A 23580-nucleotide genomic window follows, 5' to 3' on the forward strand; every position below is an offset into this window, starting at 1 on the left:
ACTCTTTTTATGATTAAACTTTTATTTATTAAAATCCGAATTCAACACCAAAATTAAATGATGTAAAACTACTATAAGATCTGTAATAGTAAGTTCCGTTGTTTCTATAATCTGTACCACCTGATATACTTTGAAAAGAGGCAATTAATGCTACAGTTCCTAAATCAAATCCAAACTTTGGACGTGCATAGAAACCAGATTTAGCATCACCAGCAGCATTGATTCCGACACCTAAATCGACACCACCAAAAAATCGATGGTTAGCAAAATAGTACCTCGCAGAAGCTGCAATAGGAATGAATGATGCATCTTCATATTTGGTGCCAAAAAAGTCGTCACCAACAAAATGGGTATAGCCAAGTAAACCACCCACTTCTAAATTATCAATAAGTTCAAACAAGTAAGCAACATCAAAACCAAAATTAAACGTAGAAATATCACTTGCACCACTTATTGGTAACCCAATGTTTGCACCAACGTAAAAGCCACCGCCTTTTATTTTTTCTTCAATATCTTGTGCTTTAGCATTCAAACTAAATATTACAAGAGCTACAAATAGTAATAATTTTTTCATAATTGTTTTAGTTTTAATTGATTAATATTACTAAATATAAGATTTAAAAGTTAAAACAAAAAAAAACCGAAGTGATTAACTTCGGTTTTTTTTTGTTTTATTATAAAAATATTAGAACATAAATCCAACAGAAACTTGAATGACACCATTAGAAATTTTAAAGTCATCAGAATCATCTGCATCATTAACGTTAGATAATCCTAAATTATAACGTGCTCCAAAATTTAAGCCATTATCCATTTTGTAGCCTAAACCAAAATTTAATCCAAAATCAACTGAAGAAACCTCATCATCAATATCTACTTCAGCCGAACCACTTTCAGTAGTAGTACTTCCACCTATCGTAGTTCTTTCTTCATATTCAAACTCTGCTTTAGCTGATGCTAAAATACCTACTTGAGGACCAACTTCAACATTAAATCCATTAACTATATAATATTTAAACATTACTGGGATATTAATATAGCTCAACTTTACCTTTTCTTCTTCTTTATAGTAAAATTCATTACCTCCAACATTACCGCTTTCAGTGTACTCATTTTTCGCACCTTGAGTAGAGAATAATAATTCAGCCTGTAATCCCATGTTTTCATTAAACATGTATTCTGCAGCACCACCAATGTGGAAGCCTAACTTCATTTCGGCGTCTTCAATATCGCCTGTTAAAGTTGCGAAGTTAACACCAGCTTTTGGCCCAAAGCTAAAACCTTGACTAGCAGCACCTTCTTCTTGAGCATTAACATTTGTAAATCCAAATACTGCTAAAGCAGCACATAAAATTAATTTTTTCATAATCGTTAAGTTTTTATAATTGATTTGATGCAAACTAAATACTTTTTTTTGAATTATTAACAACCGATTTTGAGTTTATTAACATTTTTATAAACAATCAAGTTCAAACTATTGATTTATAATATTTTAAAAATTATAGTTATTAACAATTTAAAAGATGTCATACTATTCATCAGCATTTTCATACATTTATATGCTATTTATAATTACTGCTGAATGAATTGGAATAATGCCATCAAAGATTATCAAATGTACTTAAAAATTGAGCGTGGACTTTCTTCTAATACTATAAGTAGTTACTCACTTGATATTGAAAAGCTCATTGAATTTCTTGATGCCAAAAAGATTACTGAAAGTCCTTTAAAAATAGACGCTGAAGTTATCCAACAGTTTATTCATGAAGCTGCAAAGCATTTGAATGCCCGATCAAGAGCACGCATTATTTCTGGGCTACGCAGTTTTTTTAATTATTTGGTTTTTGAAGATTATAGACAAGATAATCCACTAGATCTTATAGAATCACCTAAAATTGGCAGAAAACTACCTGACACCCTAAGTGAAGAAGATATAAACAACATCATTGCAGCAATTGATTTAAGTAAGCCTGAGGGTGAACGCAATAGAGCGATTTTAGAGACCTTATACAGTTGTGGTTTACGTGTAAGCGAGTTGACCAATCTTAAAATTTCAGATTTATTTTTTGATGAAGGCTTTATAAAAGTCACTGGAAAAGGTGATAAACAGCGCTTTGTACCAATTGTAAAATCTACCCAAAAATACATTACTATTTATATCAATGATATACGACGGTTAATGCCTATTAAAAAGGACTATGAAGACACGCTTTTTTTAAACCGAAGAGGCAGACAACTCACTCGCGCTATGATATTTACTATTATAAAACAATTAGTTGAAAAAATAGGCTTAAAAAAGACTGTATCGCCACATACTTTCAGACATTCCTTTGCAACACATCTTTTAGAAAATGGTGCTGATTTAAGAGCCATCCAATTAATGCTTGGTCATGAAAGCATTACTACTACTGAAATTTATATGCATATAGATAGAAGCCAACTGACCAAAACCGTGGAGACTTATCATCCTAGAAAATAAAAAAAGCCCACATTTAGTGGGCTTCTCAATAAAGTGCTGCATTCGTAAAAATGACAAATATTATTTTGCAATATTTACTGCTCTGGTTTCTCTAATTACTGTGACTTTAACCTGTCCTGGATATGTCATATCGGTTTGAATTTTTTGAGAAATACTGAAAGAAAGATCGGCTGCTTTTTGATCATCAACTTTTTCACTTTCAACTATAACACGCAACTCCCTACCTGCTTGAATGGCATAAGCTTTTTTAACACCTCCAAAACCAAAGGCTATATCTTCTAAATCTTTTAAACGTTGGATATAGCTATCAAGCACTTGACGTCTTGCACCTGGTCTCGCGCCAGAAATGGCATCACAAACTTGTACAATTGGTGCCAATAGTGATTTCATTTCTATCTCATCATGGTGAGCACCAATAGCATTACACACATCATCTTTTTCACCATATTTTTCAGCCCATTGCATTCCTAATATAGCGTGTGGTGTTTCCATATCTGCTTCAGCATCTGGTACTTTTCCAATGTCATGTAAGAGTCCAGCTCGTTTGGCCAATTTTGGATTTAAGCCCAATTCGGCTGCCATAACACCACAAAGTTTTGCTACCTCACGTGAGTGTTGCAGTAAGTTCTGTCCATATGAAGAACGATACTTCATACGTCCAACAACTTTTACCAATTCAGGATGTAGATTATGAATACCCAAATCAATAACGGTACGCTTACCTACCTCAATTATCTCCTGCTCTATTTGTTTAGTTGTTTTCTTAACAACCTCTTCAATTCTAGCAGGATGAATACGACCATCTGTAACTAATTTGTGTAATGATAATCTAGCTATTTCACGTCTTACGGAATCAAAACAAGACAATATAATTGCCTCTGGAGTATCATCAACAATTATTTCTACACCTGTTGCCGCCTCAATCGCTCTAATGTTTCGTCCCTCTCTACCAATAATACGACCTTTAACATCATCTGACTCAATGTTGAAAACAGACACGCAGTTATCTACAGCTTCTTCTGTTCCAATTCGCTGTATGGTATTTATAATTACTTTTTTAGCCTCTTGTTGTGCTGTAAGCTTCGCTTCTTCCAAAGTACTTTGAACATAAGCCATGGCATCATTCTTGGCTTCCCCTTTAAGAGATTCAACCAATTGGGCTTTAGCATCTTCAGCGGAAAGACTAGAAATAACTTCTAGTTGTTCTACTTGACTTCTGTGAAGCTTCTCTAGCTCATCTTTTTTCTTCTCTATTAAATCAAGCCTATGATTGTAATCTTTTATTTTAGCCTCTAGATTATCGTTGAGCTTTTTGTTTTTAGACAACTCACCTGAAACTTGTGATTCTTTGTCTCTTGTACGTTTTTCAGCTTCAGCCATTTTTTTGTCTCTTGACAAAATAACCTTCTCGTGCTCAGACTTTAATTCAATAAACTTTTCTTTTGCTTGAAGAATTTTATCCTTCTTTATTGATTCTCCTTCACTATTGGCTTCCTTAATTATTGAAGCTGCTGTTTTCTTGGCACTTTTCACCAATTTTGATGCATTGTTTCTTTCTAAAACTTTTGCAACAATAAATCCTATGATTATTCCTAATAATATTCCTCCTACAATTAATATAATTGTGTTATCCATATTCACTTTATTAATTTATAAAAAAAGCCTGCACCAGTATAAAGTTTTGTATAAACTCCTTAAAACAAGTTTAGGGATACCAAGCTGATCAAGTATCTGCTCAAAGACAGCTCGCTTTTACAACTTAAACTCACCCTTTTTAAAGAATTAGTGTTGAGTTTATCAAAAAAAATAACTAATGCAGGCAGTAACCTTAGTCTATTTTAAAGAACGTTAAGAGTTTAAATGATCTTTTAACAGGCTGTTTAAAGCATTTAGCTTTTGTTCAACATGTTCATTCACATTTTCTTTATCTATTGATTTCTGTTCAACTTGTGACGCAAATTGTAAAGCGCACATAGCTAAAACATCTTGTTTATCTTGAACAGAATAACTTCGCTCAAATTGTTTAATCATAGATTCAATATTTTTAGCCGCTTTTCGTAAACCTTCTTCCTGACTAGGTGTAATAGTCAACGGATATACTCTATTGGCTATAGAAAGCCTTATTTTAAGCTTGTCTGACATGTAATCTATGTGCATTATTCAGAAAGTTGGGCAATACAATGATCAATTTCCCTAATTAATGCGTTTATTTTAAGCTTTGTTTCTCTTTTATTATTATCACTGCCAAGCATGGTATTTGCAAATTTAAGCGCTTCATACTTTTCTTGCCAAGAAACTAAATCTTGTTTCTGTTCTTGAAGCGATTTTTGAGTTAATTGTAATTCTTGCTCTAATTTTAGATTAGCTTGTTTTAAAACTTCCTGTTTGTGTAAAACTTTGCTGATTTTATTCTCTAAAGCATCTACAATTTCTTCAATATTACTCATTTACAATATCAATACTTATCTCACAAAGTTAACATACCTAAAGATAAATAACAATAGTTTTTCAATAAAAATTAATATCTAGACGTTATTATTCATAATCAATGCGCTAGCACAGAAACTGCATTTGCTTTTGGAAATTTAATTCAAATTAATACTTTAGCATCAACAACATTTTTATGCAAAAAAACCTATTTCTACTATTTTTAATTTCATCTTTTTGTTTTTCGCAAAACCCTTATCCGCAAGATTATTTTAGGGCACCATTAGATATCACTTTAATTCCTTCTGGCACATTTGGCGAACTACGCTCAAATCATTTTCATTCCGGTTTAGATATAAAAACTCAACAACGAGAGGGTTTGAATGTTTATGCTGTTGCTGATGGTTATGTAAGTCGCATAAAGGTATCACACTATGGCTATGGTAAGGCTTTATATATTACCCATCCAAATGGCTACGTGTCGGTTTACGGCCATTTGCAGAAATTTTCACCAACTATTGAGGCTTATATTAAAAAACTTCAATACGAGCAGGAAACATTTGAGATTGAAGTATTTCCAACTGCTGCTGAATTACCACTTTCAAAAAATGATATCGTTGCCTTTAGCGGTAATACAGGTGGTTCTGGCGGTCCACATTTGCACTTTGAAATAAGGGATAATGAGGAAAGACCTATTAATCCTTTGTTATTTGGACTAGACATACAAGATGGTGTTAACCCAACTATTAAAAATGTTTATGCATATCCAATATCCAAAGATGCTCATGTGAATAAATCTAGGGAGAAACAAAAATTACGATTGGTCGCTCTACAAAATGGTGATTACACTGTTGAAAATATTGAAGCGTATGGGAAAATTGGTTTTGGAATAGAAGCTATTGACAGGCAAGATTTAGCAACTAATCAAAACGGTGTCAGCAATATTCAAGGTATTTATAATGGTAATTTAAAATTTGAAATGGATTTTAAACGTTTTTCATTTGATGAAACCAGGCATTTAAATCGTTTTATTGATTACGAGCATTATAAGAATAAAAAAGAGCGAATTCAAAAACTTTTTGTTGAGCCTGAAAATCCGTTGAGCATGTATACAAATTTGGATAATAATGGTTTTATTAATGTGGAAGACAGCACAAGTTCAGTTTACAAAATAAAGGTTGGTGACTTCCATAATAACAACTCGTGGCTTACCATTAATATTGAAGGGAAGCAAGCTTCAGAAATGAAAGCAAAACCAGATTCAGTGACACCTTATTTTATTTATGCTAAAAAAAACAACGAATTAATTAACAAACACATCTCTGTCAATATCCCTGAAAATACGTTTTATGATGATTTTTTCATAGATTTTAAAGTAAGTAATGATACGCTTTCGCTCCATGATGATATCATTCCTGTAAGAGATAATTTCTCAATATCCTACGACATTACAGGCTATAAAAACCCCGAAGCCGAGAAACTCTACATTGCCAGATTGGTTGGTTATAGAAATCAATATGCATTATATTCTCAAACCTATAAAAAGGAAAATGTTTTAACAACTTATACCAAAACGTTGGGTACTTATGCTTTGGTTATGGATACTGTAAGTCCAAAAATTAAGCCTTTAAATTTTTCTAAAGGAAAGTGGTTAAGCAAGTATCGTTTTTTAAAAGTAAAGATTGAAGATGATGAATCTGGCATATCAAATTATAGGGCTACTATTAATGGGAAGTGGATTCTTATGGAATATGACTATAAGAAAAATGAGTTGACTTATGATTTTAACGATGCCATATCTCAAGAAACCGAAAATAATTTAAAGATAATTGTAACCGATAATGTTGGAAATAGTTCTACTTTTGAAACACTATTCTACAGAAAATAAAAATACCTTGATTACAAAGTTAAATTTTTGCTTGTTCTTATTGTTTTGCTTACCATTACTAGTTGTAGCGCAAACGGGAACACTAAAAGGTGTTGTTTTGGATCAATCCAATGTACCTATTGCCGATGTTAATATTTCCACAAATGATATTGGAACCACAACCAATGAAAATGGTTTTTTTACATTAAAAATTCCAGCAAATCAAGAAGTTACTGTTGTTTTTACCCATTTATCTCATGAACGTATTGTAGCTACTTTCAATTTAAAAAACGGTGAAGAAGTTGAGTTTCATCCCGTGATGGATGAATCTGTTGAACAAATAGCTACAGTAGTTATAACCAGTAAAAAACGAAAAGATGTTGAAGGCATTACAACCCTTGAACCCGAAACTATTAGAAAAATACCTGGAGCGAATGCAGGTGTTGAAAACCTCCTAAAAACGCTCCCAGGTGTTAGTAGTAATAACGAATTAAGTACACAATATTCAGTACGTGGCGGCAATTACGATGAAAATTTGGTCTATGTTAACGGCATAGAAGTGTATCGTCCATTTCTTATTCGATCCGGTCAGCAAGAAGGTCTAAGTTTTGTAAATACAGATATGGTTCAAAATGTTGATTTTTCAGCAGGTGGATTTCAAGCAAAATATGGTGATAAATTATCGTCTGTTTTAGACATTACCTATCGTAAACCTTATCGTTTTGGTGTAAATGCTGATTTAAGCTTATTAGGTGGTAGTTTATCTGTTGAAACAGCAAGCAAGGATACGCGTTTTACAGGCATTGTTGGCGTTAGATATCGTGATAATAGTTTATTGGTTGACGCTCAAGAGACTGAAGTTAACTACGACCCTAAATTTGCTGATATACAAACCTACTTAACGTATAAATTTACAGATAAATTCCAATTGAGTTTTTTGGGAAATGCCTCCATAAACAAATATAATTACCAACCCAAAACCCGACAGACTAATTTTGGAACACTACAAAACCCGTTAGCGCTTTTAGTTTTTTATGAGGGTCAAGAGCGTGATTCTTACCAAACCTATTTTGGAGCTTTAAAAGGCACTTATTTTGCCAATGATGATCTAACACTAAACCTTGTGGCTTCAGCATACCATACCATTGAAGAAGAACATTTTGATATTTTAGCACAATACCGACTTGGGGAAGTAAATACTAATATTGGTGACGAAGATTTAGGTGAGGTGGAGTTCAGCGAAGGAATTGGCGGTCAATTAAACCATGGTAGAAATGATTTGGATGCTTTAATCACAACCATAGAACATCAAGGAAATTACACCCTAGAAGATCATGATTTTGCATGGTCAATAAAATATACAAATGAAGACATAAGAGATCGCCTAGTTGAGTGGGAAGTTATTGACTCTGCTGGATTCTCAATTAATCCACCAAGTAGTGATGCTTTTAATGAGCAACCCTACACACCTTATGAAGGCCCTCTTGTACCCTTTCAAAATGTAAGAGCAAAAAACCAAACACAAATAGACAGGGTTCAAGCATATATTCAATGGAGTAAACGTGCTGATATTGGCGAACATGAAGCATGGTTTAATGTTGGTGGTCGTGTTCATAATTGGACCGTAAGTGGTGTCGGAATAGAAAGTGTTAATCAAACTGTGATAAGTCCCAGAGCACAATTTGCCATCAAACCTAATTGGAAGCATGATATGCTCTTTAGAATTGGTGCTGGCTTATACTACCAACCGCCCTTTTATAGAGAATTACGCGATTCATCTGGAACAGTGAGACCTGACGTAAAAGCGCAAAAATCTACGCACATTATTAGGTAATGATTACAGTTTTAAAATGTGGGAACGGCCATTCAAATTGACTACAGAGGTTTACTACAAGAAGTTAGATGATGTAAACCCTTACACCATTGAAAATGTACGTATTCGCTATCGTGCAAGAAATAATGCTACAGCTTATGCATATGGTTTAGATATGCGCTTAAATGGTGAATTTGTTCCTGGAACTGAATCCTGGTTTAGTTTTGGATATCTTAAAACAGAAGAAAACATTGATAATCGAGGTTATATTTCAAGACCAACTGACCAGCGATTAAAATTTGCAGCCTTATTTCAGGATTATGTGCCCAATTTACCCAAACTTAAAATGTATTTAAATTTGGTTTACAACACAGGATTACCAGGTGGTTCTCCTAGTTATGCTGATCCTTATCAATATCAAAATAGGCTTCCTGATTATCGTAGGGCTGATGTTGGTTTCCAATATGTCATTGTTGATGATAAGGATGATTATCAAAGTGGCTGGCGAAAACCCTTCAAATACTTGTCACTAGGGGTTGAGATTTACAACATTTTCGACAACCAAAATTCAATTACCAATACTTGGGTAAGAGATGTTTACAGCAAGCGTCAATATGCTATACCAAACTATTTAACACCTCGTGTATTTAACATAAGAACGACTATGAAGTTTTAAGAACTTACAAATTCTTCTAATACTTTAATCAAATAATCAATTTCAGTTTTGGTATTGTATTTACTAAATGAAAACCTTACTGAAGGCCTAGTCAAAGTATCTGTCTCTAAAATTTCCGCTAAAACATGAGACCCTTTAGCGCTTCCACTTTGACAAGCACTTCCTTTAGAGCAAGCTATGCCTTTTAAATCCAATTGAAACATAAGCATCAACGCTTTTTCAGCTGATATTGGTAAACATACATTCACTAACGTATAAGTGCTTTTTTCCAAATCACCAGACAGACCATTATAAGACACTTCAGGGATGGTTTTGTTCAATTGCTCAATAAAATAGGTTTTCAAACCTAATACGTAATTACGCTCATGGTTCAAATTATCATAAGCGAATTGAAAGGCTGTTTCAAGTCCAACAATATTATGAACAGCTTCAGTTCCTGCACGTACACCGCGTTCTTGTTCGCCACCAAATATCAAAGGTTTTAAGCCCGTATTTTTTCTAATAAACGAAAACCCAACACCTTTTGGCCCATGAAATTTATGAGCACTAGCAGCGAGGAAATCAATGTGAATATCTTGTAAATCCCATTTAAAATGCCCAATTGATTGTACAGCATCGCAGTGAAATAATGCTTTATAAGATTGACACAAATCGCCAACACGTTTCACGTCTAAAATATTGCCTATTTCGTTATTGACGTGCATAAGACTCACCAAAGTTTTGCTCTCTGACCCAAGTAATCGCTCTAAATCGTCATAGTCTATTTCACCGTGCTTATTTAGTTGAACAAAACTTAATTTTACATTATGCGCCTTGTTTAACTGCTGTACAGTATGCAAAACTGCATGGTGTTCAATTTTGGAAGTGATTATATGTTTGACACCTAAATCACGAACAGCACATTGAATAGCCAAATTATCAGCTTCGGTACCACCTGAAGTAAAAATAATTTCACTTGCTGAAGCATTTAAATAACGCGCAATTGTTTTTCTAGACTGTTCAATTAAAACTTTAGATGACCTTCCAAAACTATGTGTTGATGAGGCATTTCCATATTCATTTTTCATGACTTCAATCATACTATCAATCACCTCATCACGTACTTGTGTCGTGGCTGCACTATCAAAATAAATTGGTTTCATATTCAAACTATAACTTCTAAAACAAGTAGCTTTATTCCTATTAAAAAGACAACTGTTAATTTGGTGCAAAAATACTTGAAATAAAATTATTTATCAGGGCTCACGTTGTATATTTAGCAAATCTTTTACTTTTGTAATGAATATGAATACACCAAGTATTATGCGTAAACTGATTGCCCTTTTTCTGTTAATTTGTGTGTCATCTTGTGATGATGGTGATATCATAACCGTTGAGTTTGATTTTGATGATACGTTTTCAGCATGTGGTGAACTCGTTTTTTACAAAATCAAGTCTGACCCACCGGAATCTTTATCATTACTTATTGGTGACCCAAATATAACTCTTGAAGACTTATTGGAAGTTGAACAAATTGAAGGAGATACGATGCGGGTGCAACTAGTCACTACCGAATGGATTATAGATATTGATGATCCTGATAACCGCTTTAATTATCGTTCATACAATACAAATCCTACTGGTTTTTTCTGCACTGATGTTCCACCAGCTGATGTCATTGTACAGGAAAATTTAGTAAGTGCAGGCGGTCAAGCCCTAATAGAAGTTACGCTTATTGAAGATGACAACGATGGTATTCCTGCAGAATTGGAAGACCGCAATGGAAATGGCGATTTGACCGATGACGATACCGATGGTGATGGTATTCCAGACTATATAGATGTTGATGACGATGGTGACAATGTCTTAACCCGAGTTGAAATTGACACCGATAATGCTGACGGTGATGACAACCCATTAACCAACCCATTAGATACTGATGGTGATGGAATCCCAAATTATTTAGATACTGATGATGACGGTGATTTAGTTGATACTATAGATGAAGAAGAAGAAAATAATAATGGGGAAACTGACAATAATCCACATAATGATTATTCAGATCCCGACAACCCAACTACTCCCAACTATCTTAATCCTGATTGGTCAGTTTTAGTAGCTGCAACAGCATATCGAGAGCACACTATTGGGCAAGTGTTCACAGTAGAAATGACTGTAACAGGTCTATCCTTCTCTACGATAAATCAGGATTTTTTTGATTTCGGTACGCTAGAAGATTCTAGGTTAAACGCAACAAGATTGGTTACACCTGAATTTTAAAATTTAGGGATTAGCATTTTGATAAATATATACTTCTGTGGCGCCTAAACCATATTTTTGATAGTTGGCATCATAATATTTCACATTGTTATACCTGCCAAATAAGTACTCCAGTTCTGTTTTAAGTACACCAGCTCCTACTCCATGGATAAAAACCACTTTTTGAATACGCTTTTTTATAGCAAAATCTAATTGCCTTTGAGCCGTTTCCAGTTGTAAAGAAAGCATATCGTAATTACTCATACCTTTTTGATTCGTTAATTGATGGATATGTAAATCAACTTCCATTGGTGGCTGAAGGCGTTCTTTGCTTTTTGTTTTCTTTTGAGGATTTCGTTTGGGACGCTCTTTTTCATGAACAATTTCAACAATGGAAGATTTAGAAAAAATATCACCTGATAATTCTGAAGTGTTTACAAGAACCAATTCACGCTTGTTAAACTCCAGTTCAAAACCATCGTCTGTTTCAATAATAACAGCAGCTCCTTCAATCCTTACAATAGTTCCTGTTATGTCTTCATCTAAAACTGATACGTTATCTCCAATTTTATACTTCATGATTATCTTCCTCGTTGTCTTGTTGTTTTTCGCTCTTACTTGGTATTTGACTTGCGATTCTGTAGATACCAAACATAAGGATTACCATTCCTAGAATTAAAACTACAGTGTTTTGTTCTTCAGTCGCTTGTGCATAGATAGCAACAACACCTCCAGTAAGAATTAACAAATAATTGAGCAGATTCTTCATTAAAAAGTGGTTGAATTCATTTTATGATTTTTATGCAAAATGCAATTTCTTTATTTATGAGCAAAGAAAAAACCTATAAAATTATGTGTTCAACCGTCTGAATTTACTTTTAATCGAATAATCAAAAATTTGGTTTTATAAAATTAGCAAATAAGTTGATTAAATCCTTATTTTTAGTCCTACCTAAATGCTGTATTATGTTGAAAATTAACGAAATAATTCAGCCTCAAATCTTAATTATATTTTTTTTAGTGTGCTTACCTAATTTTGCCCAAGTTGGTATTGGTACGTTAAATCCTACTGCTTTATTAACCGTTACTGAAGATGCTATTTTTAATGAATCCGGTGGTTCATTTGATTTTAGGGTTGAATCTGCTGACTCTGAAAATATGTTTCTGGTCAAAGGAAGTGATAATCGAATAGGAATAAATAATGACAACCCTGCGTACCCCATTCATTATAGAGCGTTTTTATTAGGAGGTTGGCATAGCTATTACGAAAACAACAACACTACTTTGGGAGCTGTTGCTTTGTTTCAAAATACAAATGCCAATAATGGTCAACGTGTTGTGCTAGGAGCGACCAATTATCAAGGTAGCTCTTTTGAAGCACCAGGGATTTTAGGTATGAGCTTAAATGGAACTACAACCGGAAGAGGTGGTATTGGCGTTTTAGGTTCTGCCAATAATGAACGTGGAAATGCTTTTGAAGGTCAATTATACTTTTCAGGAAGTTATTGGGGATGGGCTGGTTACTTTAATGCTGATTTGTATTGTGCTGGAACATTCTATGGGTCAGACAGAAGACTTAAAAGAGACATATTACCTATCACTAACGCTTTAGATGCCATTAATGAATTGGAGCCAGTTTCATACTTTTACGATACTGAAACCTACCCAGAAATTGGTTTAGATGAAAACAGAAAATCTTTTGGTTTTATAGCTCAAGATCTTGAACTTATTTTCCCTGAAATGGTAAAGGAAAAATTATTAGTAACAAATTCTAATAGAAAAAAAGATTTAAATACGGTATCTGAGAGAGAAACGGATTTGTTTAAAGTTGTAAATTACACTTTGTTAGTGCCTATTTTAACACAAGCTATTAAGGAGCAACAAACCATCATCCAATCTCAAGAAAATAGAATTCAAACTTTAGAGGACAAGGTGAATCTTTTAGAAAGTCGTTTAAATCAACTAATTGATAGTCAGAATTAATTGACTAACTTTATGATGTAAAAACAATAATGACATGAATAAAATTTTATTATTTTTTATGCTTCTCTGTTTTGAAATTTCATTTGCACAACTTTCAGTGCGTAACAATGCCTACGTTTATGTTAATGATTTAGTCCTTTACGTTGAAGATGATGTCAATATTGAAGAAAGCACGGCTCATGTTTATCTGCGAAATGAATCACAATTAATACAAGGATCAGGGACCACAGGAAATTCAGGTGTTGGAAAATTAAGTATTTATCAAAACGGTAAAGCGAGTGCTGCAGCATACAATTATTGGTGCTCTCCAGTGGGTAATGTATTAGGTGATGATAATAACAACAGACCATTTAGAGCTAATAATAATATATATGATGTTGTTTCATCACCAATTACCAGTAATTTAGCTACTTACATGCAAGCACCAAACTACAACGGAACAACAGCCCCTTTGGTTATTGCCGATTATTGGTTATGGTCATATAACCCAGGAACGCAATATAGTGAATGGGATCATGTTTTATCTACCGGTGATGTTGCTTCTGGTTATGGGTTTACCATGAAAGGCACTCTAGGATCTAGCAACAACCAATTGTACGATTTTAGAGGAAAACCTAATAATGGTACGATTTTTACAAGTGTTCTTAATGGTCAAGAAACTTTAGTGGGTAACCCCTATCCTTCTGCTCTTGATGCTAGAGATTATATCCATGACTCTAATAATGCATCACTATTAGATTCTGGTACACTTTATTTTTGGGAACAAGATTTAACCATAACATCCCATGTAATAATCAATTACAGAGGCGGCTATGCAACATACACCATAAATTCAGCAGGTACGGTTGAAACATTCATCCCTGCAACATTTGATTCTTATAATTATGATGGCACGCTAAATACAGGAGGCTCATCCAGTACAAGTGGCAAAGCTGTATTCAGATATATACCAGTTGGTCAAGGATTTATGGTAAAAGGCTCTGGGAGCGGAAATCTAAGAACCACAAATTCAATGCGAAAGTTTGAAAAAGAAGCACCAAATGTTAGTGAATTTTTCAGACAACAGCAAAACAACAGCCGTACTGATTATATTCAATACAACGACGAAGGTTTACAAGTTGTACCTGATGACTATAAACGTTTTAGAATAAATGTTGATTTCAACGACACTTATACTAGACAACTTTTACAAAATTTTCATCACACAGCATCCGCTGAAAAAGATTATGGTCTTGAAAGTAAAAGTCCTGAATTAATTGAATCTGATGCGCATTGGATACAAGATGGTGAAGCTTATTCAGCTCAAGCATTTAATTTTAATGTTGATTTGACTATTCCACTTCATGTGATAATTGAAAATCAGCAATTGGTTCGTTTTAGAATTTTCGACGTACAGAATTTTGATGATTCGCAACCAATCTTTATTCATGACATTGAAAACGATTTGTATGTTGATTTACGATCTCAAAATTATGAGTTGAACTTGGAACCTGGTAATTATACTAACCGTTTCGAAATCACTTTCACTTCAAACGCCTTAAGCACTGAAGATGTAACTATTCTAGATGATTTTTCGGTATTTCAAAACAACAACTTGTCTGAACTCCACATTCTAAATCCTAATCAAATAGAAATCAAGAGCGTTAACCTTTTTGATGCCAATGGCAAACAAATTTTTAATAAAATTGATTTACCTATTGATTCCAGCTACATGTATTCTACCAAAGGCTTAAGTAATGGTGTTTATATTGTAAAAATAACATTTGATTCTGGTCAAGATTTAAGCAAAAAAATAATCATTGCAAATAAGCAATAAACTTTCTATTTTCTTTTTTACTTTTGAGTAATTAATTTCAAAAACAGCCTTTCATGTCTTCATTGGAAGATTACATGTTACCGTGTTTAAACAAAAAACTGTTGGGTTTTGATTGTATGGGATGTGGACTCCAAAGATCCTTACTGCTTATTTACCAAGGTGAATTTGTTTCAGCTTTTTATATGTATCCTGCAGTTTATACCCTAATCCCTTTGTTTTTACTCATAGGCCTTAATTTATTCTTGAAAGTTAAACGCTTAAACAAAATCATTAATTTATTAGCCATACTTTCAATCTCTATAATTATTATTAATTTCATCCTTAAATTTTTAAACTAACTCAAATGGAAAAACAGAAACTACCCAATGCAACAGTCGGACTTATATTAGGAATATTATCATTTATTGGCTGTTGTTGCACAAGCGGTTTTGGTGGTGTATTACTCTCAGGAATTGCGCTATTTTTAATTAATAAAGACAAAAAGAAATATATTGAAAACCCTGAACTTTACGATAATTACGGCCAACTGAATACAGCGAGAATTATTTCTATTATTGGACTGGTTTTAAGTTTAATAATTGTTGGTGTTTATATTTACTTACAAGCAACAGGTCAGTATGACGATATGCAAAATGAGTATATGAAAATGCTGGAAGAGATGCAGGAGAATCAATAATCAAAGAATCCTATATAAAAAAGCGACTGGTCACTGAAGTTCTTTTAGTGCAGTCGCTTTTTCTTTATAATTAAATTACAGATTAATCTTCAAATTGTTTAAGCGTTTCAGTAATAATTCGTACACAATCTAACAGCTGGTCTTCTGTCATGACTAAAGGTGGTGCAAATCGAATGATATTACCATGTGTTGGTTTTGCCAACAAACCATTATCACGCAGTGCTAAACAAATATTCCAGGCCGTATCACTTTCTTCGTCATCGTTTATTACAATGGCATTCAATAAGCCTTTACCTCTTACCAAATTTACAATTGAACTTGATTCAATATACTTATTAATTTCACTTCTAAACAGTTCACCAAGTCTAAACGCGTTTTCAGCTAATTTTTCATCTCTTACAACTTCTAAAGCCGCAATAGCCACGGCTGCAGCTATAGGATTACCTCCAAAGGTACTGCCGTGATTTCCTGGTCTGATAACCTTCATAATAGGGTCATCAGCCAAAACAGCACTCACAGGGTAAGCACCACCACTCAAGGCTTTTCCTAAAATTAGAATATCTGGTTTTACTTCTGGTTCATTAGAACAATTTTTATTGGCACAACTACAATTTCCGCAAGTAGCTAATAAGCGACCTGTTCGCGCTATACCTGTTTGCACTTCATCAGCAATAAACAAAACATTAAACTGCTCACATAATGCTTTTGCTTTACTTAAATAATCTTCACTAGGCACATAAACCCCAGCTTCACCTTGAATAGGTTCAACCATAAATCCAGCTACATTGGGGTTGTTTTTTAACGCCTCTTCCAAAGCAACTAAATTATCGTACTCAATTTTTATAAAACCTTTGGTATAAGGACCAAAGTTTTTTCTGGCCACAGGATCATTTGAAAAAGAAATAATAGTTGTTGTACGCCCGTGAAAATTGTTTTCGCAAACAATTATTTCTGCTTCATTTTCTTCTATACCTTTTACTTCATATGCCCATTTTCTACAAAGTTTCAAAGCTGTTTCTACAGCTTCGGCACCTGTATTCATAGGTAACAATTTATCAAATCCAAAAAACTCACAGGCAAACTTTTCATATTTACCCAGCATATCATTGTAAAATGCTCGTGATGTTAATGTTAATGTTTGAGCCTGACTGGTCATAGCACCTACAATTTTAGGGTGACAATGCCCTTGATTAACTGCCGAGTAAGCCGAAAGAAAATCATAATATTGTTTTCCTTCAACATCCCAAACGTGTACACCTTCTCCTCTACTTAATACTACTGGTAATGGATGGTAATTGTGTGCGCCATACTTGTTTTCTAAATCTATCGCCTGTTGCGAATTTAATTGGTCTAAAACAGCCATTTTAATTTGTTTTAAATTAATAAATAACCATTCCTTATCTACCTTTATCCTTTCGAAAAGATTCGAAAATTCAGCGTGGGAAAGAAATCATCCCTAGGGCTTGCAAAATACTAAATATCTGCTGCTTCTTAAAATTATTATGAGTTGATTTTTTGCTTAAGAAAAAGAAACTACTTTTGCATCATGTCAAGAAGAAACAAAAAACAGGTATTCACAAACCTTGAAGTGATTGATGCAGGTGCTAAGGGCAAAACTATTGCCAAGGCACCAGATGGAAAAGTAATTTTTTTACCCAATGCTGTTCCTGGCGATGTTGTAGACGTTCAAACGTTTAAAAAACGTAAGGCCTATTATGAAGGCAAAGCCACCGTTTTTCATAAGCTTTCAGACAAACGTACTCAACCCGTTTGTGAACATTTTGGTACGTGTGGTGGTTGTAAATGGCAAGATATGGGCTACAAATACCAATTGTTTTATAAAGAAAAAGAAGTCATTAATAACCTTACGCGACTTGGGCATATTGAATTACCTGAAACCACACCTATTCTAGGTTCAGAAAAACAGTATTTCTACCGTAATAAAATGGAGTTCTCTTTTAGTGACAGTCGATGGCTTACACTAGAAGAAATTCAATCGGATAAGGATTTAGGAGATAAAAATGCTCTGGGGTTTCATATACCAGGTATGTGGGACAAAATTTTGGATGTCAAAAAATGTCACCTACAAGCGGATCCGTCTAATGCCATCCGTAATGCTGTAAAGCAATTTGCAATTGATAATGATTTAGATTTCTTCAATACCAGAAACCAAACGGGTTTATTACGGACTATGATGATTCGTACGGCTACAACTGGTGAGATTATGGTTTTAATTCAGTTTTTTAAAGAAGACCAACACAAGCGCGAATTATTGCTCGATTTTATTGCTGATACCTTCCCAGAAATAACCTCATTGCAATACGTTATAAACGGCAAGGCTAATGATACCATTTACGACCAGGAGGTTATTTGTTATAAGGGCGAGGATCATATTTTTGAAAATATGGAAGGCTTACGTTTTAAAATAAACGCCAAATCCTTTTATCAAACTAACTCAGAGCAAGCCTACGAGTTGTATAAAATCACTCGTGAATTTGCTGGATTAACCGGAAGTGAATTGGTTTACGATTTGTATACCGGAACCGGAACCATTGCTCAATTTGTATCTAAACAAGCTAAAAAAGTAATTGGTGTTGAAGCGGTTCCTGATGCCATAACTGCGGCTAAAGAAAATGCCGAACGCAATAATATTACCAATTGCGAGTTTTTTGTGGGTGATATGAAAACCGTCTTTAACCAAGATTTTATTAATGACCATGGTAATCCAGATGTGATTATTACCGATCCACCTCGTGATGGTATGCATAAAGATGTTGTTAATCAAATATTAAACATAGCACCAGATAAAATAGTTTATGTAAGTTGCAATAGTGCTACGCAAGCCCGTGATTTAGCGTTAATGGATCATATATATAAAGTAACCAAGGTACAGCCTGTAGATATGTTCCCGCAAACGCATCATGTTGAAAATGTTGTACTTTTGGAAAGAAGATAATGTTTATGAAAAAAAGACTTATAGCTTTCATTTTAATTTCCTGTATCGCCTTTAGCTGCGAACGCGATGACATTTGTGATAGCGATAATACAACGCCAAGATTGGTTTTGGCTTTCTATAATATTGAAAACCCTGAAGATTTAAATCCTAAAAATGTCGTTAAATTTAGAGTTCAAGGTGTTGATAATGACGAAACCTTACCAGATTTGGACGGTACAAAACAAAGACAAGAAATATTATTACCACTAAAGACCACTGAAAACATTACAGAATACAAACTCCATAAAAATTACAGTGTAAATGATAATGGTACTCCAAATGACCCTAGTGATGACACCTTGCGTGGCAATGAAGACATTATTACTATAGAATATGTAAGAGAAGAAGTTTATGTGTCACGAGCATGTGGATTTAAAACCGTATTCAAGAATATAAGGATAACTGTTGCTGATGATGGTGACCGTTGGATTCAAAATTATAGATCAGTAGATGATAATCAAATAGTAGAAAACGAAGATGCACCACATTTCAGATTATTCCATTAAGACACTACTATTATGCCTTTTTTTGAGTGTTGTTTCCTATGCTCAAAATGATAGTATTCCTGAAGTAAAACAAACCGTTGATACCCTTAAAATCAAACAAAAATACGGTATTCGTATTGGTGGTGATTTAAGTAAATTAGTTCGTTCATTTATTGATGATGATTACAAAGGTTTTGAGGTAAATGGTGATTACAGACTTACTAAAAAATGGTATTTGGCAGGTGAAATAGGTGTTGAAGAAAAAACCACTGATGCCGAATTTATAAATGCCACAACCCAAGGCACCTATTTTAAAGTAGGTGCTGATTATAATGCCTATGAAAACTGGTACGGTATGGAAAACATGATTTACGGTGGTTTGCGAGTTGGTGCCAGTACCTTTAACCAAACTCTAAACAGCTATGGTGTGTATTCTGATACCCAATACTGGACACCGCAATTTGCCACAAGTGAATCTATAGAATTCAGTGGTTTGAGTGCTATTTGGGCCGAAATAATTACAGGTATCAAAGTAGAGGTTTTAAATAACCTGTATTTAGGTGCCAACTTACAGTTCAAGTATATCGTTACACAAGACCAACCTGATAATTTTGAAAACCTGTACATTCCAGGTTATAATAAAACCTATGACAGTGGTAACTTTGGGTTTGGTTATGGCTACAATATTTCCTATTTAATTCCTTTGTTTAAAAAGGATAAATAAAAAGACGATAACTTAAAAAACATCCTAACACTACTCTATAAACTGTTAAAATTTCAACAATATTTTTATTAGTTAGGATTCCTTACTATATTTGTTAATGAATAGTAATCATTAAAATAAAACATTATGAGTAAATCCATTTTTTATCACGCAGGATGTCCTGTTTGTGTTAGCGCAGAACATGACATTGTAGAATTAGTTGGTGCCAACAATGTAGAAGTCGTTAATATTGGTGAAACCAGAAATCGTATTGCAGAAGCCGAAAAAGCAGGTGTACAATCAGTGCCAGCAATGGTTACGCCAAACGGTAATGTGCTTCACATTAATTTTGGTGCTTCTATGGCCGATGTTAAAGGCTAATTTTTTTAGATTTATTTGTTAGGAATCCTAAATTTATTAGATTTGCCTATCGACTTTATGAGTCGATAGGCATTTTTAAAATTATGAGTCACAATCCTTTTAATCCAGATAATCAAAGCACCAACAGTAAAATTGTGGTGGCATTGCAACGTATTTCTGAAGCGTTTAAAGTATTGCTTTGGGATAAGGCCAAGGCGTTAGGCTTAAGTCCTATTCAAATTCAAATATTGTTGTTTGTTGACAATCATAAGGATGCCTTATGCAATGTGAGTCATCTAGCGGACGAGTTTAATGTTACCAAGCCCACTATTAGTGATGCTGTGCGCGTTTTAAACAAAAAAGGATTAACCCAAAAAGGTCTTTCTACTTCTGATAGTCGTAGTTATAGCATTCAATTAACAGCAGCAGGAAAAGATATTGTAACACAAACCGAACAATTTGCCAATCCTATTCAGGCTACGTTACATGGTATGGGTACTGATTCTCAAGAAGCCTTGTTTAAAACTTTAAGCGACGTTATTTACAAGCTCAATCAACATGGTATTTTAACCGTACAGCGTACCTGCTTTGGTTGTAATTATTATACAAAGCATGGTAGCTCCCATTTTTGTAATCTTTTAAATAAGCCGCTTTTAGATAGTGAGATTCGTTTAGACTGCCCAGAATTTGAGAGTACCGTTTAGGACGACAACCCCATGTTAATGGTTTTGGGTTCTCGATACCTGTCTACCGACAGGCAGGCATTCCGACGCTGCGGTCGTTACACTCGAACTGACGTGGCACATAAACTTAAAAACAACTTGTCATCCTGAACTTGATTCAGGATCTAATGACCTTATTTACATTTACTGGATTCCGCATCAAGTGCGGAATGACAACGAGTATGGTTTGGTGTTTTGTAGGATTTTTCGATAGCAAACACCAACTAAATACCAAGTAAATACCAACTAACTACGACGGAGATATGGAGGAAGTATTAGAATACCTTTTTGCTTATTGTTTTCTGTTCTCTATCTTTTTTGCATTGCCCAAAAAAGAAACAAAAAACGCTAGACTTACTAAATCTTGTCTAAATAGTCCAACGTATCCTAAACCTTCTGACCTTTTCAGCTTGCGCTGAATTCGAACAAGCAGAAGTTTTTTAATGTTTTCTTTTGGACTATTTTTAACGACTAGATTTAGTAGGTCGCTTTTTTCCTGCTGCGCAGGAATTGAGGTTTTGGGTTCTCGATACTTGTTTGCCAACTGGCAGGTTTGATATGACAAAGGTTACTAAACGTCATTGCGACCATGAGGCACGAAGTGGGAAGCCTATCTGCCGACAGGCAGGCAATCTCATTGGGATAGGTTGAATAAACAGATTACTTCGTCGCAGGCTCCTCGTAATGACAACGGGTTTGGCTTGGTGTTTTGTAGGCGTTTTCGATAGCTGACCCGAAGCACACCCGAAGGAAACCCGAAGGAGATCGCAAGGAGCACCTAGGGAAACACTTTTAAAATGCATTTTTTGTAGGAATTTTCACGAGTTGACCTGAAGGAGACCTCAATTAGACCTTAATAAAACCTGACGCAGACCTTACGGAACTATTAACCAAAATTACGTACAAGTACGTATTGAATTTTAGGTTTTAAAAACCTAAATTCGCTTAATGGTGGATATGTTTCCTTAAAACAAAGGCATATCCCAAATACTGTCAATACTAACTCAAATTAAATATAAAGAATAAACGAATGAAAAAAGCAATTCAAATTCTATTCCTCACTCTACTAGTTTCATCATTTTCTTATGCTCAATCTACTGAACGATTCATAAGAATTATTGGGAATGCTAAAAAAGAATTAAGTGCGGATAAAGCAAAAATTCAAATTACCATAAGTGAACAAAAAGCCAATAAGTATCAAGAGGACAAAAAAGATATTTCCTTTGAGGAAGTTTATAATTCGGTTATAACAGAACTGTCAAATATTGGTATAGAAGAACGTGACCTAGAACTAGTTATCCAAAACAAAGGCTACTCAAGATTGACTAGCAAAAGTTATTACGTTATTACTGATTTTGAGACGCTAGAAATGATTTCAAACCTTCAAGTTGAGGGATTCAGAGTTAAGCAGATAAGCTATTTATTTGATATATCTGATGAAAATTTAGAAACTGAATTAAGCCTTTTGGCTATTAATGATGCAAAACGTAAAGCAAAGGCGATATGTGACGAGATTGATATGGAGGTTGGAAAAATATTAAACATAGAAGTTAAAGAATCTAGCTATGGTACGGACAAAATTGAGAATAAAAAAGAAGATATAATCAAGTCGTACCGAGTTGCTATTACATTTAAACTTGTTGATTAAATGAAACTATTCTTTCTATTTATATTTTTTACTATAACTGTTAATTATGGTTTAGCTCAAGACATAACTTTACGTGTTTTAGGCTACTCTAGTTACACTGAATATGCAGAAAGTAATGTTGCACTCATATCAACTAATGATTCAAGTCTTGTAAAAATCAATAAACTTAAAGACTCTATTTCAGCCTACAGAATAAATAGTGAATTGATAGAAATCAATAGTTTAAAAAATCAAAATAGCAGTCACTTTAAAATAGAACATGCGGACATAAACGAATTTGACAAACTATTGGTTTTGTGCAGTGCATTAGAAATATCCGTTAATAAGGTGTATTTTAAAATGCCCGAACATATTTTTGAAGAAGAAGATCAAAAAGCAGTCTTGGCTCTGAATAATGCCAATTCTAAAGCAAAACTCATAGCCAATCATTTAGGCTATAAAATTGACAACATACTAAATATAGATGACGATACGACTTATGCCAGTTCAATATATGATGCCGTAGATTTTGATAGTGAGCGAGTTGAAGTCGTGTTAAGGTTACTGGAATTATTAGGTAGCGGTAATTCACAATATGAAACCGAAAGCTCAAAACCAATTAGAAGCGGTGGCTATAATTTATGGGTAACGTATAATCTAAAAAAGAAATAAGACTCAAAAATCTGCTATATTCATTGCACTGGTAACGCATG

At 34.0% G+C, this 23580-nt stretch carries 24 protein-coding genes, 1 other RNA gene and 1 pseudogene; 15 read left to right on the forward strand and 11 right to left on the reverse strand.

What is annotated here, in order from left to right; all coding sequences use genetic code 11:
* Positions 1-28 precede the first annotated feature (28 nt).
* Positions 29-574, reverse strand: coding sequence for a hypothetical protein (locus tag C1S72_RS11895; protein WP_104735951.1), 546 nt, complete (start codon positions 572-574; stop codon positions 29-31).
* A 111-nt stretch (positions 575-685) separates the two neighbouring features.
* Positions 686-1366, reverse strand: a complete 681-nt coding sequence (locus C1S72_RS11900; RefSeq protein ID WP_104735952.1) for a porin family protein — start codon at positions 1364-1366, stop codon at positions 686-688.
* Positions 1367-1582: 216 nt separating this feature from the next.
* Here C1S72_RS11900 and xerD point away from each other — a divergent pair, with 216 nt between their 5' ends.
* Entirely contained in the window at positions 1583-2479 is an 897-nt protein-coding gene (gene xerD, locus C1S72_RS11905) for a site-specific tyrosine recombinase XerD (RefSeq protein ID WP_104735953.1), read from the forward strand.
* Between the two features lie 60 nt (positions 2480-2539).
* Here the strand turns inward: xerD and rny are convergent, their stop codons facing one another.
* The 4 genes from rny to C1S72_RS11925 all read right to left on the reverse strand — a co-directional run bounded on the left by rny (position 2540) and on the right by C1S72_RS11925 (position 4926).
* Positions 2540-4114 (reverse strand): ribonuclease Y, encoded by a 1575-nt coding sequence (gene rny, locus C1S72_RS11910; RefSeq protein WP_104735954.1) that lies wholly within the window; start codon positions 4112-4114, stop codon positions 2540-2542.
* Between the two features lie 52 nt (positions 4115-4166).
* Positions 4167-4273, reverse strand: a non-coding RNA gene (gene ssrS, locus C1S72_RS11915) — 6S RNA.
* A 54-nt stretch (positions 4274-4327) separates the two neighbouring features.
* Complete coding sequence (locus C1S72_RS11920; protein WP_104736149.1) at positions 4328-4621, reverse strand: cell division protein ZapA; 294 nt, start codon at positions 4619-4621, stop codon at positions 4328-4330.
* Between the two features lie 14 nt (positions 4622-4635).
* On the reverse strand, positions 4636-4926 hold the full coding sequence (locus tag C1S72_RS11925; protein WP_104735955.1) for a hypothetical protein: 291 nt from the start codon (positions 4924-4926) through the stop codon (positions 4636-4638).
* Between the two features lie 176 nt (positions 4927-5102).
* Here C1S72_RS11925 and C1S72_RS11930 point away from each other — a divergent pair, with 176 nt between their 5' ends.
* Together C1S72_RS11930 and C1S72_RS11935 are read left to right on the forward strand one after the other, a co-directional pair.
* Positions 5103-6794 carry a M23 family metallopeptidase gene (locus C1S72_RS11930; RefSeq protein WP_104735956.1) on the forward strand — a complete coding sequence of 564 codons (1692 nt, stop codon included), beginning with the start codon at positions 5103-5105 and terminating at the stop codon, positions 6792-6794.
* Positions 6748-9262, forward strand: a pseudogene (locus C1S72_RS11935) (TonB-dependent receptor). Before C1S72_RS11930 ends, C1S72_RS11935 begins: the two are co-directional and overlap by 47 nt.
* Here C1S72_RS11935 and C1S72_RS11940 read toward each other — a convergent pair.
* Positions 9259-10404 (reverse strand): cysteine desulfurase family protein, encoded by a 1146-nt coding sequence (locus tag C1S72_RS11940; protein ID WP_104735957.1) that lies wholly within the window; start codon positions 10402-10404, stop codon positions 9259-9261. The pseudogene C1S72_RS11935 and the gene C1S72_RS11940 overlap by 4 nt on opposite strands.
* Before the next feature lie 136 nt (positions 10405-10540).
* Between C1S72_RS11940 and C1S72_RS11945 the strand changes: the two genes are divergently transcribed.
* Entirely contained in the window at positions 10541-11521 is a 981-nt protein-coding gene (locus C1S72_RS11945; RefSeq protein ID WP_230401644.1) for a hypothetical protein, read from the forward strand.
* Positions 11522-11524: 3 nt separating this feature from the next.
* Here C1S72_RS11945 and C1S72_RS11950 read toward each other — a convergent pair whose 3' ends face one another.
* Positions 11525-12079: a Smr/MutS family protein gene (locus C1S72_RS11950; RefSeq protein ID WP_104735958.1), complete on the reverse strand. Its 555-nt coding sequence runs from the start codon at positions 12077-12079 to the stop codon at positions 11525-11527.
* On the reverse strand, positions 12069-12269 hold the full coding sequence (locus tag C1S72_RS11955) for a hypothetical protein (protein WP_104735959.1): 201 nt from the start codon (positions 12267-12269) through the stop codon (positions 12069-12071). The genes C1S72_RS11950 and C1S72_RS11955 overlap by 11 nt, the downstream gene beginning before the upstream one ends.
* A 197-nt stretch (positions 12270-12466) precedes the next feature.
* Between C1S72_RS11955 and C1S72_RS11960 the strand changes: the two genes are divergently transcribed.
* The 4 genes from C1S72_RS11960 (at position 12467) to C1S72_RS11975 (ending at position 15975) form a co-directional block, all read left to right on the forward strand.
* The gene (locus C1S72_RS11960; protein WP_104735960.1) at positions 12467-13483 is read left to right on the forward strand and encodes a tail fiber domain-containing protein; all 1017 of its coding nucleotides are present in this window, start codon (positions 12467-12469) and stop codon (positions 13481-13483) included.
* A gap of 34 nt (positions 13484-13517) precedes the next feature.
* Positions 13518-15299, forward strand: a complete 1782-nt coding sequence (locus C1S72_RS11965; protein ID WP_104735961.1) for a T9SS type A sorting domain-containing protein — start codon at positions 13518-13520, stop codon at positions 15297-15299.
* A gap of 116 nt (positions 15300-15415) precedes the next feature.
* A complete protein-coding gene (locus C1S72_RS11970) occupies positions 15416-15637 on the forward strand; it encodes a DUF2752 domain-containing protein (RefSeq protein ID WP_394338532.1) in 222 nt (73 codons plus the stop codon).
* Between the two features lie 5 nt (positions 15638-15642).
* Positions 15643-15975, forward strand: coding sequence for a CCC motif membrane protein (locus C1S72_RS11975; RefSeq protein ID WP_104735963.1), 333 nt, complete (start codon positions 15643-15645; stop codon positions 15973-15975).
* 82 nt (positions 15976-16057) lie between these two features.
* On the opposite strand, the gene rocD is transcribed toward C1S72_RS11975, so the two are convergent.
* Positions 16058-17338, reverse strand: a complete 1281-nt coding sequence (rocD, locus tag C1S72_RS11980; RefSeq protein WP_104735964.1) for an ornithine--oxo-acid transaminase — start codon at positions 17336-17338, stop codon at positions 16058-16060.
* 183 nt (positions 17339-17521) lie between these two features.
* Between rocD and rlmD the strand changes: the two genes are divergently transcribed.
* The 5 genes from rlmD to C1S72_RS12005 all read left to right on the forward strand — a co-directional run bounded on the left by rlmD (position 17522) and on the right by C1S72_RS12005 (position 21222).
* Entirely contained in the window at positions 17522-18931 is a 1410-nt protein-coding gene (rlmD, locus tag C1S72_RS11985) for a 23S rRNA (uracil(1939)-C(5))-methyltransferase RlmD (RefSeq protein ID WP_104735965.1), read from the forward strand.
* Between the two features lie 5 nt (positions 18932-18936).
* Complete coding sequence (locus C1S72_RS11990) at positions 18937-19476, forward strand: DUF6452 family protein (protein WP_162919981.1); 540 nt, start codon at positions 18937-18939, stop codon at positions 19474-19476.
* Positions 19448-20179, forward strand: a complete 732-nt coding sequence (locus C1S72_RS11995) for a DUF6048 family protein (protein ID WP_104735967.1) — start codon at positions 19448-19450, stop codon at positions 20177-20179. Before C1S72_RS11990 ends, C1S72_RS11995 begins: the two co-directional genes overlap by 29 nt.
* Before the next feature lie 126 nt (positions 20180-20305).
* Positions 20306-20539 (forward strand): thioredoxin family protein, encoded by a 234-nt coding sequence (locus C1S72_RS12000; RefSeq protein WP_104735968.1) that lies wholly within the window; start codon positions 20306-20308, stop codon positions 20537-20539.
* Between the two features lie 83 nt (positions 20540-20622).
* On the forward strand, positions 20623-21222 hold the full coding sequence (locus tag C1S72_RS12005; protein WP_104735969.1) for a MarR family winged helix-turn-helix transcriptional regulator: 600 nt from the start codon (positions 20623-20625) through the stop codon (positions 21220-21222).
* 310 nt (positions 21223-21532) lie between these two features.
* Here C1S72_RS12005 and C1S72_RS12010 read toward each other — a convergent pair whose 3' ends face one another.
* The gene (locus tag C1S72_RS12010; protein ID WP_104735970.1) at positions 21533-21784 is read right to left on the reverse strand and encodes a hypothetical protein; all 252 of its coding nucleotides are present in this window, start codon (positions 21782-21784) and stop codon (positions 21533-21535) included.
* A gap of 486 nt (positions 21785-22270) precedes the next feature.
* On the opposite strand from C1S72_RS12010, the gene C1S72_RS12015 reads away from it, so the two are divergent.
* Together C1S72_RS12015 and C1S72_RS12020 are read left to right on the forward strand one after the other, a co-directional pair.
* Positions 22271-22888 carry an SIMPL domain-containing protein gene (locus C1S72_RS12015; RefSeq protein ID WP_104735971.1) on the forward strand — a complete coding sequence of 206 codons (618 nt, stop codon included), beginning with the start codon at positions 22271-22273 and terminating at the stop codon, positions 22886-22888.
* Positions 22889-23539: a hypothetical protein gene (locus C1S72_RS12020; RefSeq protein ID WP_104735972.1), complete on the forward strand. Its 651-nt coding sequence runs from the start codon at positions 22889-22891 to the stop codon at positions 23537-23539.
* The last annotated feature ends 41 nt before the right edge of the window (positions 23540-23580 follow it).

Origin of the sequence: Hanstruepera ponticola, assembly GCF_002940745.1 — a bacterium.
Classification (GTDB): domain Bacteria; phylum Bacteroidota; class Bacteroidia; order Flavobacteriales; family Flavobacteriaceae; genus Hanstruepera; species Hanstruepera ponticola.

Excerpts from the sequence above, each read along its gene's own strand:
- C1S72_RS11895 (WP_104735951.1), bottom strand. The coding sequence starts at position 574 with ATGAAAAAATTATTACTATTTGTAGCTCTTGTAATATTTAGTTTGAAT.
- C1S72_RS11900 (WP_104735952.1), bottom strand. The coding sequence starts at position 1,366 with ATGAAAAAATTAATTTTATGTGCTGCTTTAGCAGTATTTGGATTTACA.
- xerD (WP_104735953.1), top strand. The coding sequence starts at position 1,583 with ATGAATTGGAATAATGCCATCAAAGATTATCAAATGTACTTAAAAATT.
- rny (WP_104735954.1), bottom strand. The coding sequence starts at position 4,114 with ATGGATAACACAATTATATTAATTGTAGGAGGAATATTATTAGGAATA.
- C1S72_RS11920 (WP_104736149.1), bottom strand. The coding sequence starts at position 4,621 with ATGTCAGACAAGCTTAAAATAAGGCTTTCTATAGCCAATAGAGTATAT.
- C1S72_RS11925 (WP_104735955.1), bottom strand. The coding sequence starts at position 4,926 with ATGAGTAATATTGAAGAAATTGTAGATGCTTTAGAGAATAAAATCAGC.
- C1S72_RS11930 (WP_104735956.1), top strand. The coding sequence starts at position 5,103 with ATGCAAAAAAACCTATTTCTACTATTTTTAATTTCATCTTTTTGTTTT.
- C1S72_RS11940 (WP_104735957.1), bottom strand. The coding sequence starts at position 10,404 with ATGAAACCAATTTATTTTGATAGTGCAGCCACGACACAAGTACGTGAT.
- C1S72_RS11945 (WP_230401644.1), top strand. The coding sequence starts at position 10,541 with ATGAATATGAATACACCAAGTATTATGCGTAAACTGATTGCCCTTTTT.
- C1S72_RS11950 (WP_104735958.1), bottom strand. The coding sequence starts at position 12,079 with ATGAAGTATAAAATTGGAGATAACGTATCAGTTTTAGATGAAGACATA.
- C1S72_RS11955 (WP_104735959.1), bottom strand. The coding sequence starts at position 12,269 with ATGAAGAATCTGCTCAATTATTTGTTAATTCTTACTGGAGGTGTTGTT.
- C1S72_RS11960 (WP_104735960.1), top strand. The coding sequence starts at position 12,467 with ATGTTGAAAATTAACGAAATAATTCAGCCTCAAATCTTAATTATATTT.
- C1S72_RS11965 (WP_104735961.1), top strand. The coding sequence starts at position 13,518 with ATGAATAAAATTTTATTATTTTTTATGCTTCTCTGTTTTGAAATTTCA.
- C1S72_RS11970 (WP_394338532.1), top strand. The coding sequence starts at position 15,416 with ATGGGATGTGGACTCCAAAGATCCTTACTGCTTATTTACCAAGGTGAA.
- C1S72_RS11975 (WP_104735963.1), top strand. The coding sequence starts at position 15,643 with ATGGAAAAACAGAAACTACCCAATGCAACAGTCGGACTTATATTAGGA.
- rocD (WP_104735964.1), bottom strand. The coding sequence starts at position 17,338 with ATGGCTGTTTTAGACCAATTAAATTCGCAACAGGCGATAGATTTAGAA.
- rlmD (WP_104735965.1), top strand. The coding sequence starts at position 17,522 with ATGTCAAGAAGAAACAAAAAACAGGTATTCACAAACCTTGAAGTGATT.
- C1S72_RS11990 (WP_162919981.1), top strand. The coding sequence starts at position 18,937 with ATGAAAAAAAGACTTATAGCTTTCATTTTAATTTCCTGTATCGCCTTT.
- C1S72_RS11995 (WP_104735967.1), top strand. The coding sequence starts at position 19,448 with ATGCACCACATTTCAGATTATTCCATTAAGACACTACTATTATGCCTT.
- C1S72_RS12000 (WP_104735968.1), top strand. The coding sequence starts at position 20,306 with ATGAGTAAATCCATTTTTTATCACGCAGGATGTCCTGTTTGTGTTAGC.
- C1S72_RS12005 (WP_104735969.1), top strand. The coding sequence starts at position 20,623 with ATGAGTCACAATCCTTTTAATCCAGATAATCAAAGCACCAACAGTAAA.
- C1S72_RS12015 (WP_104735971.1), top strand. The coding sequence starts at position 22,271 with ATGAAAAAAGCAATTCAAATTCTATTCCTCACTCTACTAGTTTCATCA.
- C1S72_RS12020 (WP_104735972.1), top strand. The coding sequence starts at position 22,889 with ATGAAACTATTCTTTCTATTTATATTTTTTACTATAACTGTTAATTAT.